The following is a 17,050-nucleotide window of genomic DNA, read 5'->3' on the forward strand; positions in this document are numbered from 1 at the left end:
GTGCATTGGCTGTTCAACTTGCCCAGCGCGCTCTGGCGCCGCCTGATGCTCCTCTTCCAGGGCGTGGCGGCGCTGCTCTGGCTGATCGCGCGCGGGATCGGCGCGCTGTTCGGGCGCGGAGGGACGATCGGCAGCCGCCTGGGCGCGGCGATCGCCAGCCCGGCCGGACAGCGGCAGGTGTTCGCGCTACTCCGGCTGTTCCAGCCCAATCTGGTCCTGAAGCGGCGGATCATCGCGGCCTATCCCAACAACGGCATCACCGCGATCGCCACCCGCCGCGCGGACGTGGTCGATATCCTCGGTCGCGATGCGGATTTCGGCGTCGTCTATGCCCCACGCATGGAAAAGATCACCGCCGGCGAAAACTTCTTCCTCGGCATGCAGGATAGCCCCCGTTACACACGCGACACCTCGAACATGCGGCTGGTGGTGCGCCGCGACGACGTGCCGTCGATCGTCACCCCCTATGTGGCGAATGCCGCGGCCGAGATCGTCGCGATGGTCCCCGGCGTCATCGACGTGCCCAAGGCGCTGACCCAGCCGGTCGCGGCGGGGCTGCTCGATCGCTACTTCGGCACACCCGGCCCCTCCGAGGCCGCGATCGCAGAGTGGACAACGCTGCTCTTCTGGTACCTGTTCATCGATCTTCAGGCCGATCCCGCGCTCGATGCACGGGCCGAGGCAGCGGCGGCGGCGCTGCGCAGCTGGATGGACGGACATATCGCCGAGCGACGCAGCCAGCCGCACCGCGACGATGTGCTAGGCCGCTGCCTCGCAATGGGCGACGCAGCGATGCCGGGCATGCGCGACCTCGATATCCGCAATAACCTGATCGGCCTGATGATCGGCGAGCTGCCGACGCTTTCCGCCGCCGCAAACCTCGCGCTCGACGAACTGCTCGATCGCCCCGGCCCCTTCGCCGCCGCCTGCGCCGCTGCCCGTGACGGCGACGACGCGACGCTTTCGGCGCATATCTTCGAGGCGCTGCGCTTCCGCCCGCTCAATCCGGTCATCTATCGCCGGGCGATGCACGATACCGCGATCGCGAGCGGCAAGCTGCGCCGCCGCCGGATCGCCAAGGACAGCATCGTAATGGCATCGAACCTCTCGGCGATGTTCGATCCGCTGGCGATCCCCGATGCCGCCAGCTTCCGCGTCGATCGCCCCTGGGAAAGCTACATGCTGTGGGGCCATGGCATGCACAGCTGCTTCGGCGGGCACATCAACCGCGCGGTGCTGCCTGCCCTGCTCAAGCCGCTGCTCGCCCAACCCAATCTGCGCCGCGCAGCAGGCGTGCGCGGGCGGATCGATCAGGCCGGCACGCCCTTCCCGCAGCATCTCCATCTCGAATTCGATAGCTGACCGTCGCTGCGCGCGCCCCACCATAGCATTTTCACCATGGGCGAAAACGCCCCATATTCTGGTTGCTGCATGCCCCGATGGGCTGACCGTAAACCGTCAACTCGAAAATGCTCTGCCGGCGAACGGCGCTCAGCTCCGCTGGACATGCCCGCCCGCCGCCGCCTCAGCGAGCGGCAGCTGCAAGGACAGGCTGTCGCTCGCGATGCTGAGGCTGCCGCCGAGCTCGCGCGCAAGGTTCCGAGCAAGACGCAGCGCGAAGCCGGCCCCCAGCAGCGTCAGATCCTCGGTGCCTTCATCGTCAATCGCCAGCATCGCATCGCCCGGATAGTCGCCAAGGGCGGCAGGCCGGTCGATCCGGATCGTCGCAAACCCGCTCTTTTCCCGCTCGAGGCGCAAGGCGAGGCGCTCGCCGCGCGCGCTTGCCGACACCAACGTGGCCAGCAGACGCGCGAGCAGCCGCTCGACTGCGCGGGCATCGCCCGAGATCAGGGCATCGTCCTCCGGCAGGATCAGCGCCGAACCGCGCAGCGCCAGCAATTCGGCGAGATCGGCGGCAATGCCCGACAACAGGCTGCGCAGCGCAACCGTGCCCGGCGCCAGCGCCAGCGCAGCGCTTTCGATCCGCGCGGCGAGGTCCAGATCGTCGATCGCACCGAGCAACTCGCGCACCTGGCCGCGAATGAACGCGGCGCGCTCGCGGTACGCGGCCGGCACCGGGCCCAGCATCTGCGCCTCGATCATTTCGGCGAAGCCCGCGATCGCGTTGGTAGGGGTGCGCAGCTCATGCACCAGCTGGCGGAGCAGATCCGCCTCCACGGGCGATTGCCGCAGCGGCTCGGCACGTTCGTCCACCCGGGGGCGCCGCGCCGTGCCCCGATAGCCGCAGAACCGGCCGCCCAAAGGATCGAAAGTGGGGATGGCAGAGATCAGCCAGTCTCCAGCCGCGCTCGAATCGCCGGCGATTGTCATGCGCGCGTTGGTGAAAGCGGCCCGACGTCGGAATGCCCCTGCCGCCACCCCGTCCAACCGGCTGCCCCGGTGCACGCCCTGCAGATCAAAGGAGAGCCCGATCACCGGCGCACGATCCACGCCTTCGACCCAGCGGATGACGCCGGCGACATCGGTTTCGAAGCGGAAATCGCTTGCCTGTGGTACCGGCGGTGCGGCCGGGATCGATCGATCCGCCCGTTCGCGGCGATGGGCGTCGATCCGCGCAACGATGTCGGCCACAGCGAACAGGCCCGGTGGCGGGGCGACGGGCGCTACCTCCGGAGCCGTCCGCTGGTCCGCCAGCGTGAAATCCGCGCCGAACGCCGCCAGCGCCCCCACAACCGCGGGCGAAAGATCGCGGCGATGCCGCAAGACATGACGCCCCTCGGCAGAGAGCTGCGGGAGCAGCGCGATCCATTCTGCATCGTCGATCTGCGCGGTGCGCAGGACGGGCCGTGCGACCGGCAGGACATCGACTGCGAGCAGCCGCACCAGCGACGCTGGCGGCCGGGCAAACTCCAGCGCCCGCACGCTCGCTTCGCGCGCTGCAAGCGGTACGCGCCCCCGGATGGTTTCGAGGAGACGGAACGCCCGCGGATCAGGCGCTGCGCGCCCGCGCCCAATCAGATCGACGATCTGCCGCCATGCCGATGGCGCACCGGACGGCGACTCCACGTCTCCGGCAAGCACCGTTTCCAGCGAATCATCAAAGCGCAACGCCACCGCCCTTTCCCCCGCATCGCAAATTTTTGCTTTGCAGCACCTCCATAGCGGTGGGCGATGGAGGCTGGAAACAGTCCATTTCGGTACGTCGCAATGTGGGACAATTGCGTTGCCGTGTAATTTTATTGTGCTAACAACGCGCGATAAGAAACGAAGCCCTACAGGAGCCACAGAACACAATGCGATTCGACGAGATCGACGTCCGTATCCTGGGACTACTTCAGGAAAATGGCCGCATGACCAATGTCGAGCTTGCCGAACGGGTCGGCCTGACGGCACCGCCATGCCTGCGGCGCGTGCGCGCGCTAGAACAGGAAGGCGCGATCAAGGGCTATCATGCTGCGCTCGACCCTAGCGCGCTGGGCTATAACCTAACCGTCTTTGCCATGGTAAGCCTGAAAAGCCAGGCCGAAAGCGATTTGCGCGCGTTCGAGCAGCTTGTCGCGCAAATTCCGGAAGTGCGCGAATGCCATATGCTGAACGGCGAGATCGACTTCATCCTGAAGATCGTCGCTCCGGATCTGCAGAGCTTCCAGACGATCCTGACGACGCGTCTCACCACCGCACCGAACGTGGAGCATGTCAAAACCTCGCTCACGATCCGCACGGCGAAGGCGCTGCCGGGCGTACCCGTTCCACAGCTTTGATCGGTGCCCCCACGCCCGCCTGAGAGCATGTGAAAAGGGGCGGTCCTTGCGGACCGCCCCTTTTCTATTGGCGTTCGGAACGCGCGGTGCCGATCAGGAAAGCGCCGGCAGGTCCAGCGCAACCGTCCACAGCGTGGCGAGGTCGATGGCGGGAGCGCCCTTCACCTGGCCGAACGTGGTGCGGGCTTCGTCCTTGCGGCCAAGATTGTAGAGCGCCACGCCCTTGTGCAGGTTCACGTCATCGGCAAGAACGCCACCCTTCTGCAGCGCCAGATCATACAGCTCGACGGCCTTGGCGAAGTCGCCGGATGCCAGATAGGCGTCGGCGGTCTGCGCTGCCGTCTTGCCGTTCGCCGCAGCCTGGGACTGTTTGACGAGCGGCGCGAGCGAACCTTCGGCCTTCACCTTCGCCTGCGCGGAGGTGTGGATGCGCGTAGCGTCCGCATTGCCGGCCGGAACCTTGCCGTTGCTGCGACCTTCATCGATCACGGCAACTGCCTCCCATGGCAGACCGGCCGAATTCACCGATTCGGCATATTCGACATAGTCGCTCTGGTCGGCCAGCACCTTGGTGGCACGCAGCAGGCGGAACAGGTCAATGCGCTGCGCATTCGTCAGGCGGGTACCAGCCTGATCGGCGCTGCCGCGGAGCATCATCACGCCCCAACGCCAGTTCTTCGCCGTCGGATATTCCTGGATCATCTGCTGCAGCCACTTGGCCGTTTCTGCGCGATTGCCGGTGGCATAGACGCGGGGAATGGCGAACTGGTACCAGGCGACGGGCGGCTTCTGGCCGGTGGCCTTCACTGCCTTGATCGCGCGATCCACTTCGGCGACCGATTCGGTCGGGCGGTTGGTTGCCGCATAGGCGTTCGCCAGCGCGAGCGAGAGATCGAACTCGTTATTGCCGGCTTCGCGCGCCTTGAGCAGCGCGTCGATCGCCTCCGGATACTTCTTGTCCTTCATCGCCTGATCGCCGGCCATGTAATAATATTGGCGCTTATAGGCGGCGAGTTCGGTCGGCGGCGTGCGGGGGTTGGCGATCAGGACCGGCAGCGTCTTCATCAGGCCGGGCATGTCGTTCTGGCCGGCCTGCATGCGCGAGCGCAGATAGGCGGCATAGTATTTCTCGTCGTCGTTCTGGGCGACCTGATCCAGCGCATCGAGCGCAGGACCGGCGGCAGCCCAGTTCTTGGCCTGTACCGCTTCCATCGCGGGCTGGGCCGCCTTGCGGAAGGCATCGCCCACCTTGAGCGCGTTCGGGTCTTCCTTCGCGGCGCCCTTCTTATCCTTCTGGGCCAGCGCGGGCGTCGTCACCAGCGCGGTCGAACCCAGCGCGAGCATCGCAGTCAGCGCAAGCTTCGAAACAAACTTCATGTGAAACTCTCCTCGTCGGCCAGGCGGCGTTGCGGTCCCTGTAAAGGCGCCTTCATCCCCATTCAAGCACGATGCCCGTGGCGCAAAGAGGCTGAACCACGATTGAATAGGGCCATTGCGCGGCTGTAACGTCGCTGCGCCCACTTGGCTCCCAATGCTCCCCACGCGCGTGCGTACGCGCGGGCGCGGGGTTGGCAGGAGGCATGCGGGCGGCTAGAGCCATATCAGCGTAACAAAAACCCGAAAGTATGCCGCTTTGACCGACGAGACCCTGCTCGCCGACCCTTCTGACATTACCCCGATCTCGATCGTCGACGAGATGAAGACCTCGTACCTCGATTACGCGATGAGCGTGATCGTGGCGCGCGCCCTGCCCGACGTTCGCGATGGCCTGAAGCCCGTTCACCGCCGCATTCTCTATGCAGCGCAGGAAGGCGGCTATGTCGCCGGACGGCCCTACCGCAAGTCCGCCCGCCTCGTCGGTGACGTGATGGGTAAATACCACCCGCACGGCGACAGCTCGATCTACGACGCGATGGCCCGCATGGCGCAGGATTGGGCGATGCGCGTGCCGCTGATCGACGGCCAGGGCAATTTCGGCTCGATGGACCCCGATCCGCCCGCCGCGATGCGCTACACCGAAGCGCGCCTCGCCCGCGTGGCGACGGCGCTGCTCGACGATATCGAGAAGGACACGGTCGACTTCGTGCCGAACTATGACGGTTCGGAAAGCGAGCCGTCGGTCCTCCCTGCCCGCTTCCCCAACCTGCTGGTCAACGGCGCCGGCGGCATCGCGGTCGGCATGGCGACCAACATTCCGCCGCACAATCTCGGCGAAGTGATCAACGCCTGCCTCGCGTATATCGATAACGGCGCGGTCACCGCCGAAGAGCTGATGGAGATCGTGCCCGGTCCGGACTTCCCGACCGGCGCGGTGATCCTCGGCCGCTCGGGCTGCCGCTCGGCCTATCAGACCGGCCGCGGCTCGATCCTGGTGCGCTCGCGCCACGAGTTCGAACAGCGCGGCGAGCGTCGCTCGATCGTGCTCACCGAAATACCCTACCAGCAGGGCAAGAACGCGCTGGTCGAGAAGATCGCCGAGGCCGCCAAGGAAAAGCGGATCGAAGGCGTTTCCGACATTCGCGACGAAAGCTCGCGCGAGGGCGTGCGCATCGTCATCGACCTGCGCCGCGACGCGACGCCCGAGGTGGTGCTCAACCAGATCTGGCGGAACACGCCGGCGCAATCGAGCTTCCCGGCCAACATGCTCGCGATCCGCGGCGGCCGCCCGGAACTGCTCAACCTGCGCGACATCATCGAGGCCTTCGTCAAGTTCCGCGAGGAGGTCATCACCCGCCGCTCGAAGTTCGAGCTGGCCAAGGCGCGCGACCGTGCGCACATCTTGCTCGGCCTGGTGATCGCGGTCACCAATCTCGACGAGATGGTGAAGATCATCCGCGGCTCGTCGAGCCCGGCGGCTGCGCGCGAGGCGCTGCTCGCCCGCGAATGGCCGATCGCCGAGATCGCGCCGTATATCCGCCTCGTCGAGGCGGTGGACACCGAAGTGACCGGCGATACCTATCGCCTGTCCGACACCCAGGTCCGCGCGATCCTCGACCTGCGCCTGCACCGCCTCACCGCGCTGGGTCGCGACGAGATCGGCGACGAGCTCAAGGAACTCGCCGATTCGATCGCCGAGCTGCTCGAGATTCTTGGCAATCGCGCCAAGCTCTACGAAGTGCTGCGCGGCGAGCTGGTCCTGATCCGCGACACCTATGCCACCCCGCGCAAGACCGAGATCGCCGCTGCCGCCGACGGCATCGACGACGAGGACCTGATCGAGCGCGAGGACATGGTCGTGACCGTCACGGTTCAGGGCTATATCAAGCGCACCCCGCTCGATGCCTTCCGCGCCCAGGCGCGCGGCGGCAAGGGTCGCGCCGGCATGGCGACCAAGGACGAGGACGCGATCACCGAGTTGTTCGTCACCTCGACGCACACGCCGGTGCTGTTCTTCTCCACGCTCGGCCGCGTCTATCGCATGAAGGTGTGGAAGCTGCCCGAGGGCGGCCCCGCCACCCGCGGCCGGCCGATGATCAACCTGCTGCCGCTCGCCAATGGCGAGACCATCTCCACCGTGCTCCCGCTGCCGGAGGACGAGGCGGAATGGGGCAAGCTCCACGTCATGTTCGCCACCGCCAAGGGCAATGTCCGCCGCAATTCGATGGATGCGTTCACCAACGTGCCGTCGAACGGCAAGATCGCGATGAAGTTCGAAGGCGAGGACGAGGACGATCGCCTGATCGGCGTGGCGCTGCTCGACGAAAGCGACGACGTGCTGCTGGCGACGCGCATGGGCAAGGCGATCCGCTTCCCCGGCGAGGACGTGCGCGAGTTCCAGAGCCGCGCCTCCACCGGCGTGCGCGGCATCCGGCTGTCCGAGGGCGACCAGGTCATGTCGCTGTCGATCCTGCACAAGGCAGGCATCAAGGACCAGGACGAGCGCGAGGACTATCTCCGCCATGCGCCCTGGAAGGGCGAGGATGCCGATCGCGCGCCGCGCCGCATGGACGATGCGCGCTATGAGGAGCTGAAGGCGAGGGAGCAGTTCATCCTCACCGTCTGCGCCAATGGCTATGGCAAGCTCAGCTCGGCCTATGAATATCGCCGCACGGGTCGCGGCGGCCAGGGCATCACCAATATCGACAACATCGCCCGCAACGGGCCGGTGGTGGCGAGCTTCCCGGCGACCAAGGGGCATCAGCTGATGCTGGTCACCGATCAGGCCAAGATGATCCGCATGTCGCTGGGCGATCTGCGCGTGATCGGCCGGAACTCGGCGGGCGTGCGGCTGTTCAACGTCGCGCAGAACGAGCATGTCGTCTCGGCGGCACGCATCGAGGAAACCGAGGACGAGGCCGAGGTGAACCTGGGCGATGGCGCGGTTGCGGGCGAAGCGACGCCGGACGCGGTGCCGGGCGAAGACCTCGCCGACGGCGGCGAGAGCTGAGCCATGGCCGACATGCCCCTCACCGCCTACAAGATCCTGACGCAGGAGCAGATGGACGCGCTCGAGCACGAACGCGTCTTCCTTGGTGCGCCGATCGACTTGGCTGACGGCTATATCCACCTCTCCACCGCCGAGCAGGCGCAGGAGACGCTGGAGAAGCATTTCGCGGGTCGGACGGACCTGTGGCTCGCCGCCGTGGATCTGGCGGCGCTGGGGGACACGGTGCGCTGGGAACCCTCGCGCGGCGGCCAGCTCTTCCCCCACCTCTACGGCCCGCTGCCGCTCGATGCGGTAACGGCCTATAGCGAAGTGCACCACGAGCCGGACGGCACCCTCCGCCTGCCGGTGGCGGGGTGAACATGCCGTAAAATCATTGCTTGACGGAGCCGACCCCGGAACGTAATTGGCCGCCTCCGCCAAGCAATGGCCCCTTCGTCTAGCGGTCTAGGACGTCGCCCTCTCACGGCGAAAACACGGGTTCGAGTCCCGTAGGGGTCACCAGCCTTTTCAAAGGCTTAGCCACTGAATGGCTGCACGAACGCGGAAGTTACTGCAAATTTACTGCAAAACCGTAGCTGGAAATCGGCGGACTTTCGCGGATTGTTCTAGGACCCGTGGCGTTCGCATCCGCAGCTGGTAGAGCGCTGGCGAATGCCTGATTCGCACCCCAAACTCAATTTTTCCACCTTCGTTCGGCGCACTCGCCGGCCATCATCGTTGGGCGCATCGCTCCCGGCAGCTGGCGACCAAAGCCGGTCGTTCATATCCGCCTGAACCGCGCCGGGATTGCCGGAGGCCATTGGATGTGAGTCACGCCGCCATATCGATCTGCTCAGCGGCAGCATAGTAGTTCGCTTCGGGTTCGGCAGGCGGGATGTTGCCAATGGGCTCGAGCAGTGGGCCATGGTTGAACCAGTCGACTCATTCGAGGGTGGCGTATTCGACGGCTTCGAAGCTGCGCCATGGCCCGCGTCGATCGATGACCTCAGCCTTATACAGGCCGTTGATCGTCTCGGCCAAGGCATTGTCATAGCTGTCTCCGACGCTGCCGACCGAGGGCTCGATGCCGGCTTCTGCGAGGCGTTCGGTGTATTGGATGGAAACGTACTGGCTGCCGCGGTCCGAGTGGTGGACAAGGCCAGCATCTCGCGCGGGACGACGATCGTGCAGCGCCTGCTCGAGCGCGTCGAGGACGAAGCCGGCATGGGCGCTCCGGCTGACACGCCAGCCGACGATCCGACGCGCATAGGTGTCGATGACGAACGCCACGTAGACGAACCCCGCCCAGGTCGCCACGTAGGTAAAGTCCGACACCCATAGCATGTTCGGCGCCGGAGCACGGAACTGGCGCTTCACCCGATCGAGCGGGCATGGTGCCGTCTTGTCGCTGACGGTGGTGCGCACCGGCTTGCCGCGGATCACGCCTGCCAGACGCATCGCACGCATCAGCCGGGCAACGGCGCATCGGGCGACGTCGAATCCCTCGCGGCGCAGCTGCCGCCAAATCTTGCGGACGCCATAGACGCGGAAATTCTCCTCGAACACGCGGCGCACCTCCGGTCGGAGCACGTCGTCCCGCCGCGCGCGAGCCGACCGCTTGGTCGGCTCTATCCTTCTGGCAACATGGGCATGGTAGGTGGAGGGGGCGATCGGCAGTACCCGGCAGATCGGCTCGACCCCGTACACCACGCGGTGCGCGTCGATGAACGACACCATCACTTCGCTCGGCGGTCGAGCTCCGCCATCGCAAAATAGGCGGACGCCTTACGAAGGATCTCGTTCGCCTGGCGCAGCTCGCGATTCTCGCGCTCCAAGGCTTTCATCCGCTCCGCGACGTCACTCGGCACACCACCGCGCATACCGCTGTCCACCTCGGCTTTCTTCACCCATTCGTTGAGCGTCTGCCCGGAACAGCCGATCTTCGCCGCGATCGATACTACCGGCGCCACCGCGACGGGTGATCCTTCTCGTGTTCCAGCACCATCCGAACCGCGCGGGCGCGCACCTCAGGCGAGAACCTGTTCGTCGTTTTGCTCGTCATAAACCCTTCCTCTCAGGAGTTGGGGCCTCCGACAAACCCGGCGCGGTTCAATGCCTGCAGCCAACGGAAGCCCTGGTCGGCGTCGACTGGCTTCCACCCTGGGATACGTACGACCACGGCTTCGGCCAACGCTAGCTCCTCGCGAAGAGCGTCGCGATATCGCTCCCATCGAGCCTGGACCGGCGATCGTTCAATCATGGTTCTAGCATGCCCGCCGCTGCCATCAGCGACAACCCTTTACGAGTTCACGACCTAAACACCTAGTCGATAGCGCCGCTGGGCATAATGGCCCCATCGCGGACGAGCAGTTCGGGCGCGGTCATCCCGGCCGCGACGCCGGCTTACGCAACGCCTTGCGAACGCCCGGCAACATGCGGCCGACGATGATATCGACACCCCGCGCGTTCGGATGCATCCCGTCCGCCTGAAGCAGTGCCCGATTGCCGGCCACCCCGTCGAGGAAGAACGGGTAGCGCGCTACCCCATGCTTCTTGGCGAGCGCGGGGTATATGCCGTCGAAGGCACGCACATATTCCGGCCCCAGGTTCGGCGCAGCCCGCATGCCGGCGAGCAACACGGGAATGCGCCGATTGTGCAATTCGGTGAGGATCGCATCGAGATTGGCTCTGGTCTGCGAGACGGGAAGGCCGCGAAGCATGTCGTTCGCACCAAGTTCGACGATGACGAGATCGGGCGCCCTCCCCAATCCGCGCAATCCCCACCGCAGACGTGCGCGGGCCTGCGCGGCCGTATCGCCAGCGACGCCGCCGTTGCGGACCGTCGCTGCCACGCCTGCGCGGCGCAGCGCCGCTTCCAGCTTGGCGGTAAATCCCGAGGCGGGCGGAAGGCCATAGCCGGCGCTGAGGCTGTCCCCGAACGCCCAGATCACCGGCGCGCGCGGCGCGGCATCGGCGCTCGGCGCAAATGCCAGGAGCGGGAGCATCGCGAGATGGACAATCCCCCGCAACCCTCCATATCGCTTCAGGCGTGACCATGGCATCATCCCCTTCCGATAGCGTGCTGATCGATGCGCGCAATGTTTCGCTGTCGCTGGGGAAGGCACCCGCCCGGGTGGATATCCTTCGCGGGATCGACTTGCGGGTGTCCGCGGGCGAAAGCATCGCGCTGCTCGGCCCCTCGGGATCGGGCAAATCGTCGCTGATGGCAGTGCTCGCCGGGCTGGAGCACCCGAGCGGCGGCACTGTGTCGGTCGCCGGGCTGGATTTCACCGCGCTGGACGAGGATGCGCTGGCCGTGGCGCGGCGCGGACGGATCGGCATCGTGCTGCAGGCCTTCCACCTGCTGCCGACGATGACCGCGCTGGAGAATGTCGCCGTGCCGCTGGAACTGGCCGGCACGCGGGATGCCTTCGCGCGGGCCGAGGCGGAACTCGCCGCGGTCGGCCTCGCGCACCGGATCGGCCACTACCCCGCGCAGCTTTCCGGGGGCGAGCAGCAGCGGGTCGCGATCGCCCGGGCGCTGGTCGGGCGCCCCGCCCTGTTGTTCGCCGACGAGCCCACCGGCAATCTCGATACCGCCACCGGTACCGCGATCATGGACCTGCTGTTCAAACGGCACGCCGCCAGCGCGACGACGCTGTTCGTCATCACCCACGACCCCGCCCTGGCAGCGCGATGCGCGCGGGTCGTCACGCTCGCGGACGGGCGCATCGCCAGCGATCGGCAGCGGGCGTGAGCATCGCCTGGCGGCTGGCGCTGCGCGACCTGCGCCGCGGAGGGCGCGGGCTGGTGCTGCTGATCGCGTGCCTCTTCCTCGGCACCGCGGCGCTGGCCGGGATCGGCAGCCTCGCCGCCAGCATGATCGCGGCGCTCGATGCGAACGGGCGGCAGATCCTGGGCGGCGATGTCGAGTTTACCGTCTCCCAGCGCCGCGCGACCGTGGCGGAGCTTGCCGCCTTCGCAGAAGCAGGCCGCGTGTCCGAGACGGTGTCGATGCGCGCGATGCTGCGCAAACGCGCCGACGCGCCGGCAATGCTGATCGATCTGCGCGGAACGGATGCGGCATGGCCGCTGGTCGGGCGCTTCCGGCTCGCCGCGGGGGCGCTGTCCGGCCGCCCACGGGGTCGGGAGATCGCGATCGCGGCAGCAGCCGCCGATCGGCTGGGCGTGAAACCCGGAGACAGCGTGCGGCTGGGCTCGGCATGGCTGCGGGTGATCGGGATCATCGCCGAGGAACCCGATCGGCTCGGCGCGGGGTTCACGCTCGGGCCTCCGGCACTGGTCGATCTCGCGGGGCTCGACGCGACCGCGTTGGTGCAGCCCGGCAGCCTGTACGAAAGCCATTATCGCATCGCGCTGGCGAGGCCCGCAGAGGCAGCCGAGGTGCAGAAGCGCCTGCTCGCCCGTCTGTCCGGCGCGGGCTGGACGGCGCGGACCAGCGACCGTGCGGCCGGCGGGCTACGGCGCGGCATCGACCAGTTCGGGCAGTTTCTGATGCTGGTCGGGCTAGCCGCGCTCGCCATTGCCGGCGTCGGCGTGGGGAGCGGCGTCGCGGCCTATCTTGCGGGCAAGACCCGGATCATCGCGACGCTCAAGGTGCTCGGCGCGACCTCCCGCACGATTGCGGCGATCTTCCTTGCGCAACTGGGGGCAGTCTCGGCGCTCGGGATCGGCAGCGGCCTGCTCGTCGGCGCGGCCGTGCCCCGGCTGCTGACGACTTTCGTCGGTGCGTCGCTGCCGGTGCCGCCGCGCCTTGCGCTCTATCCGGTGCCGCTGGCGACCGCCGCTTTGCTGGCGCTGCTCGTCGCCCTGCTGTTCGCGCTGCCGGCGCTCGCCCGTGCGCGCGACGTGCCGGCGGCGACCCTGCTGCGCGACGCGCTCGGCATCGGGCGTCGGCCCTCGGCGATCGTGCTGGGGCTGATGGCGCTGCTGGTGGCGGCACTGGTCGCGCTCGCTGTCCTGACCGCATCGGACCGGCTCCTAGCGCTCGGCTTTGTCGGGGCGGTGGCGGCGCTCATCGCGCTGTTGTGGAGTTTCGGCCTCGCCATCCGGTTCGCTGCTTCGAAGCTCCCAAGGGCGCGCACGCCGTTGCTCCGAATGGCGATCGCAAACCTGCATCGGCCCGGCGCGCAAACCGATCGGCTGGTGGTCGCCTTGGGTCTCGGCTTCTCGCTGTTCGTCGCGCTGGCGGTGATCGATGCCAGCCTCGCCGCCGAACTGCGCAATGCCGCACCGGCCAAGGCGCCCCGCTTCTTCGCGATCGACCTGCAGCCGGAAGATGCCGCGAGGTTCGCCCATGCTGTCCGAAGCGTGGCACCCGGTGCCACGATCGAGGCGCTGCCGTCGCTGCGCGGATCGGTCGTCGCGCTGCGCGGCCAGCGGGTCGCCGACATGAAGACGCTGCCCGAAGGCGCCTGGGTGCTGCGCGGCGATCGCACCCTCACCTGGTCGGCCACGCTCCCCCCACGCAACACGGTCGTCGCGGGACGATGGTGGCCGGCGGACTATCGCGGCCCCCCGCTCGTCTCGCTGGAAGACAAGGCGGCCGCGTCGCTAGGGCTGAAGGTCGGGGACAGCATCACCGTGTCGGTGCTCGGCGTCGACGTGCCGGCGCGGATCGCGGCCTTGCGGAAGATCGACTGGGGCGGGCTCGGGCTCAACTTCGCCATCGTCTTCTCGCCCGGCTATATCGAGGAAGCGCCGCACGGCCTGCTCGCCAGCGTCTACGCGGACCCAGGGCGCGACGGCGCGGTCATGCGAAGCGTCGGCATCGCCCTTCCCTCGGTTACGCTGGTCCGCGTCGGCGACGTGATCGGCCAGCTCGGCACGGTGCTCGGCCAGATCGCGGTGGCGATCCGCGCGGCGGCGGCGGTGACGGTGGCAGCCGGCGTGGCGGTGCTGATCGGTGCCGTTTCTGCCTCGTCCCGCACACGGCGCTACGATGCGGTGATCCTCAAACTGCTCGGCGGCAGCCGCCGCCAGGTGCTGGGCGCGCAGGCCCTCGAATATGCCCTGCTCGCCGCAGCCCTGGTGCTGGTAGCGGTGGGCGTGGGCACAGGCGCGGGATGGTATGTCGTGACCCAAGTGTTCGCCATCGCCTGGGCCCCGCGCTGGGACATCGTCGCCGCGACGGTGGCAGCCGCCGTCGCGGCGACTCTTGGCATGGGGATCGCCGGCAGCCTCCCTGCCCTTCGCGCCCGACCCGCTGCGGCACTTCGCGACCTGTAGCGGCGGGCCGCCGAAGCGAGTAGGAGCGCTGCCCATGAACCGCAGACAATCGAAGAAAGATCCGTATGGCGAGTTGCTCCGCGCGGAGGAGCCGCCCGAAGCACCGGTGTTGTGCTGGCTGTGCGGGCGGCCGATGGGCAAGACGACCGTCTGGCACCACCCGGTACCCAAGAGCCGCGGCGGGCGCGATGTCGTGCCGATGCACGCGATCTGCCAGCAGACGCTGATCGCCAACTTCACCAACGCCGAACTCCAGCGCCACGGCACCGATGTCGAGGCGCTGCTGGCGAACCCCAACGTCCGAAAGTTCGTCGACTGGGTGGCGAACAAGGATCCCGATTTCACCGCGACCATCGCCAAGAAGCAGCGCTGAACCGCACGGCGCCGACTTCCTCGGCAGCAACCATCGCGCCGCCGGCGCCTTGTTGTTTTTGTGGATCCCAGCGCGATGACCGGCTTTGTCGCGAGCTATCGTTCTCCGGGGCCGCGTGGCCATCGAGCTCAGAGGCTGGCGACCGATATTCGAGGTGGAAGGAGTACCGCGTTGCCAAGCCGAGAACAGCCAAGCCATAGCGGGCGCAGGACCCGTTAGACATGGTGTGGATAGAGGGTGGCAGCTTCACCATGGCGTCCTAACGCTTCTATCCCGAGGAAGCGCCCCTCCGCCGCGTTGCCGTCGATGGTTTCTGGATGGATCGCACCCCAGTCACCAATCGCCAATTCGCAGCGTTCGTCGACGCGACGGGGTACATTACCGTGGCCGAGGTCCCGCCCGACCCCAAGGATTATCCCGGAACGCCCCCGGAAATGCAGCGTGCCGGATCGCTGGTGTTCCACAAGACCGCTCATCCCGTAGACACCACCAACCCCGGCAACTGGTGGCGCTTCGAATTCGGTGCGAACTGGCGCCATCCCCTGGGCCCCGACAGCGACATCGAAACGCTTGCGCTGTGGGATCATCCTGCGGTGCACATCGCCTATGCCGATGCCGAAGCCTATGCCGCATGGGCCGGCAAGGATCTGCCGACCGAGGCCGAGCATGAGTTTGCCGCCCGCGGCGGACTGAACGGCGCGGACTATGCCTGGGGCGACGACCTGGCCCCGGGCGGAGCGATGCTCGCGAATTACTGGCAGGGGCTGTTCCCCTTCGCGAACCAGATGCTGGACGGGTGGGAGCGGACATCCCCCGTGGGCGCTTATCCCCCCAACGGGTTCGGGCTGGTCGACATGATCGGCAACACATGGGAATGGACGCGGGACTGGTGGCGCGAGCGGCCGGAAAGCGCGAAGAAGAAATCGCGCAGCGCCTGCTGCACCCTCTCCAATCCGCGAGGGGGCAAGCTGAAGGAAAGCTTCGATCCGCTGCAGCCGGGCGTCCGCATCGGCGGGAAGGTGCTGAAAGGCGGATCGCATCTGTGTGCGCCGAAGTACCGCCAGCGCTATCGGCCGGCCGCGCGCCATCCCGAAATGATCGATACCTCGACCTCGCACATCGGCTTCCGCTGCGTCCTTCGCCCTTGAAGCCGCAAGCTCCCTAGCCCCAGTGGGGAGAGGGAGCTTGCGCTTGGTCGACCGGGAACCCGCCTAGCCGACAAGGCTTCGGCGGGTGCAGCCGCGCGGCTGCGGGCGATCAGAACCCGTAGCTCAGCCGGGCATAGCCGAAGCGCCCCGGGACATCGTAGGTGGTCGGATCATAGTTGTTCAGGCTGCACGAGAAGCAGGCCGGCGGATCCTGGTCGAACACATTGTTCACGCCCAGGCTGAGCCCGATGAAGAACGTATCATTCATGACACATAGTGGCGGCAACGAAGCAATGTCCCCTCAAGGCTATCCCCTTGCCTTGATTGCGTCGCGCAGGTTTGGATTGGCGGCCAGTGCGGCTTTCACAGTTGCAAGATCGGCGCCCATCGCGATCAGCACGGCGGCCTTGATGTCGTGATCGGCGCGGTCGAGCGCTTCGCCCGCGAGATCGAGGTCGACGCCGGCAAGATCGGCAACCATCTGGCGGCCGCGCGCCAGCAGCTTCGCGTTCGACATGCGCATATTCACCATGCGGCCGCGATAGACCAAGCCGCGGCGCAGCATGATCGCGGTGGACAGAAGGTTCAGGATGGCCTTCTGCGCGGTCCCTGCTTTCATCCGTGTCGAGCCGGCGACGATCTCGGCGCCTGTATCGGCGAACAGCGGATGTTCGACGGCATCCAGCAGCGGCGTGTCCGGATTGTTGGCAATGCCGATCGTCAGCGCGCCGGCCGCTCGCGCCATCCGCAGCGCGGCGACGGTGTAGGGGGTGCGTCCACTCGCGGCGAGACCGAACACGACGTCCTCCGCCGTCAGCCGCGCGTCGCGGATCGCCTGTGCGCCGGCCTCTGCATCATCTTCGGCGCCCTCCACGGCCTCGGTGAGCGCGACAAGCCCGCCGGCCATGATGAAATGCAGCCTCGCCTGGGGCCAGTTGAAGGTGGGATACAGCTCCACCCCGTCCTGCACCGCTACCCGCCCGGAGGTGCCCGCACCGACATAGACCAGCCGGCCGCGCTGCCCCAGCCGCTGCGCCGCCGCTTCTGCTGCCGCCGCGATCGGCCCTGTCAGCGCCCGCAGGCTGGCGATCGCGGCCATCTGCCCCTCGACCATCGCCGCCACCGCCAGCGGTGTCGGCCATTGATCGATATCTTCATAGCTGGGGTCGATCGCTTCGGTGCCCATGGCGGT

12 protein-coding genes, 1 tRNA gene, 2 pseudogenes and 1 other annotated feature are annotated in these 17,050 nt (G+C 67.2%); of the genes and pseudogenes, 9 read left to right on the top strand and 6 right to left on the bottom strand.

Annotated elements, in window-relative coordinates; all coding sequences use genetic code 11:
* On the top strand, window positions 1-1,362 hold the full coding sequence (locus tag B215_RS0112875) for a cytochrome P450 (protein ID WP_019370057.1): 1,362 nt from the start codon (window positions 1-3) through the stop codon (window positions 1,360-1,362).
* Between the two features lie 129 nt (window positions 1,363-1,491).
* On the opposite strand, the gene B215_RS0112880 is transcribed toward B215_RS0112875, so the two are convergent.
* A complete protein-coding gene (locus B215_RS0112880) occupies window positions 1,492-3,075 on the bottom strand; it encodes a histidine kinase dimerization/phospho-acceptor domain-containing protein (protein ID WP_037513726.1) in 1,584 nt (527 codons plus the stop codon).
* A 179-nt stretch (window positions 3,076-3,254) separates the two neighbouring features.
* On the opposite strand from B215_RS0112880, the gene B215_RS0112885 reads away from it, so the two are divergent.
* Complete coding sequence (locus B215_RS0112885; RefSeq protein WP_019370059.1) at window positions 3,255-3,722, top strand: Lrp/AsnC family transcriptional regulator; 468 nt, start codon at window positions 3,255-3,257, stop codon at window positions 3,720-3,722.
* Between the two features lie 93 nt (window positions 3,723-3,815).
* Here the strand turns inward: B215_RS0112885 and B215_RS0112890 are convergent, their stop codons facing one another.
* A complete protein-coding gene (locus B215_RS0112890; protein WP_019370060.1) occupies window positions 3,816-5,099 on the bottom strand; it encodes a tetratricopeptide repeat protein in 1,284 nt (427 codons plus the stop codon).
* Window positions 5,100-5,355: 256 nt separating this feature from the next.
* Here B215_RS0112890 and gyrA point away from each other — a divergent pair, with 256 nt between their 5' ends.
* From gyrA to B215_RS0112905, 3 genes are all read left to right on the top strand, one after another.
* Window positions 5,356-8,109 carry a DNA gyrase subunit A gene (gene gyrA / locus B215_RS0112895; RefSeq protein ID WP_019370061.1) on the top strand — a complete coding sequence of 918 codons (2,754 nt, stop codon included), beginning with the start codon at window positions 5,356-5,358 and terminating at the stop codon, window positions 8,107-8,109.
* Between the two features lie 3 nt (window positions 8,110-8,112).
* Window positions 8,113-8,466, top strand: coding sequence for a DUF952 domain-containing protein (locus tag B215_RS0112900; RefSeq protein WP_019370062.1), 354 nt, complete (start codon window positions 8,113-8,115; stop codon window positions 8,464-8,466).
* 68 nt (window positions 8,467-8,534) lie between these two features.
* Window positions 8,535-8,610 (top strand) — tRNA-Glu (locus B215_RS0112905).
* 309 nt (window positions 8,611-8,919) lie between these two features.
* Here B215_RS0112905 and B215_RS20110 read toward each other — a convergent pair.
* A pseudogene (locus B215_RS20110) lies at window positions 8,920-10,150 on the bottom strand (IS3 family transposase).
* Window positions 9,751-9,867: a sequence feature (AL1L pseudoknot), on the bottom strand. It overlaps the preceding pseudogene by 117 nt.
* A 319-nt stretch (window positions 10,151-10,469) precedes the next feature.
* On the bottom strand, window positions 10,470-11,093 hold the full coding sequence (locus B215_RS0112920; protein WP_019370064.1) for an arylesterase: 624 nt from the start codon (window positions 11,091-11,093) through the stop codon (window positions 10,470-10,472).
* Between the two features lie 50 nt (window positions 11,094-11,143).
* On the opposite strand from B215_RS0112920, the gene B215_RS0112925 reads away from it, so the two are divergent.
* The 4 genes and pseudogenes from B215_RS0112925 to B215_RS20120 all read left to right on the top strand — a co-directional run bounded on the left by B215_RS0112925 (window position 11,144) and on the right by B215_RS20120 (window position 15,858).
* A complete protein-coding gene (locus tag B215_RS0112925) occupies window positions 11,144-11,845 on the top strand; it encodes an ABC transporter ATP-binding protein (protein WP_026009223.1) in 702 nt (233 codons plus the stop codon).
* A complete protein-coding gene (locus B215_RS0112930) occupies window positions 11,842-14,337 on the top strand; it encodes an ABC transporter permease (RefSeq protein ID WP_019370066.1) in 2,496 nt (831 codons plus the stop codon). The genes B215_RS0112925 and B215_RS0112930 overlap by 4 nt, the downstream gene beginning before the upstream one ends.
* A gap of 34 nt (window positions 14,338-14,371) precedes the next feature.
* The gene (locus B215_RS0112935; RefSeq protein WP_019370067.1) at window positions 14,372-14,710 is read left to right on the top strand and encodes a hypothetical protein; all 339 of its coding nucleotides are present in this window, start codon (window positions 14,372-14,374) and stop codon (window positions 14,708-14,710) included.
* 221 nt (window positions 14,711-14,931) lie between these two features.
* Window positions 14,932-15,858: pseudogene (locus B215_RS20120) on the top strand (formylglycine-generating enzyme family protein).
* 109 nt (window positions 15,859-15,967) lie between these two features.
* Here B215_RS20120 and B215_RS21380 read toward each other — a convergent pair.
* Together B215_RS21380 and B215_RS0112950 are read right to left on the bottom strand one after the other, a co-directional pair.
* The gene (locus tag B215_RS21380) at window positions 15,968-16,126 is read right to left on the bottom strand and encodes a hypothetical protein (RefSeq protein WP_019370069.1); all 159 of its coding nucleotides are present in this window, start codon (window positions 16,124-16,126) and stop codon (window positions 15,968-15,970) included.
* A gap of 39 nt (window positions 16,127-16,165) precedes the next feature.
* On the bottom strand, window positions 16,166-17,044 hold the full coding sequence (locus tag B215_RS0112950; protein WP_019370070.1) for an N-acetylmuramic acid 6-phosphate etherase: 879 nt from the start codon (window positions 17,042-17,044) through the stop codon (window positions 16,166-16,168).
* Window positions 17,045-17,050: the final 6 nt, after the last annotated feature.

Source organism: Sphingomonas sp. ATCC 31555, from assembly GCF_000282895.1.
Lineage (GTDB): Bacteria > Pseudomonadota > Alphaproteobacteria > Sphingomonadales > Sphingomonadaceae > Sphingomonas.

What these genes read in the sequence shown, in the direction of transcription:
- B215_RS0112890 (WP_019370060.1), bottom strand. Translation starts at nt 5,099, where the DNA reads ATGAAGTTTGTTTCGAAGCTTGCGCTGACTGCGATGCTCGCGCTGGGT.
- B215_RS0112925 (WP_026009223.1), top strand. Translation starts at nt 11,144, where the DNA reads ATGGCATCATCCCCTTCCGATAGCGTGCTGATCGATGCGCGCAATGTT.
- B215_RS21380 (WP_019370069.1), bottom strand. Translation starts at nt 16,126, where the DNA reads ATGAATGATACGTTCTTCATCGGGCTCAGCCTGGGCGTGAACAATGTG.
- B215_RS0112920 (WP_019370064.1), bottom strand. Translation starts at nt 11,093, where the DNA reads ATGCTCCCGCTCCTGGCATTTGCGCCGAGCGCCGATGCCGCGCCGCGC.
- B215_RS0112885 (WP_019370059.1), top strand. Translation starts at nt 3,255, where the DNA reads ATGCGATTCGACGAGATCGACGTCCGTATCCTGGGACTACTTCAGGAA.
- B215_RS0112935 (WP_019370067.1), top strand. Translation starts at nt 14,372, where the DNA reads ATGAACCGCAGACAATCGAAGAAAGATCCGTATGGCGAGTTGCTCCGC.
- B215_RS0112900 (WP_019370062.1), top strand. Translation starts at nt 8,113, where the DNA reads ATGGCCGACATGCCCCTCACCGCCTACAAGATCCTGACGCAGGAGCAG.
- B215_RS0112950 (WP_019370070.1), bottom strand. Translation starts at nt 17,044, where the DNA reads ATGGGCACCGAAGCGATCGACCCCAGCTATGAAGATATCGATCAATGG.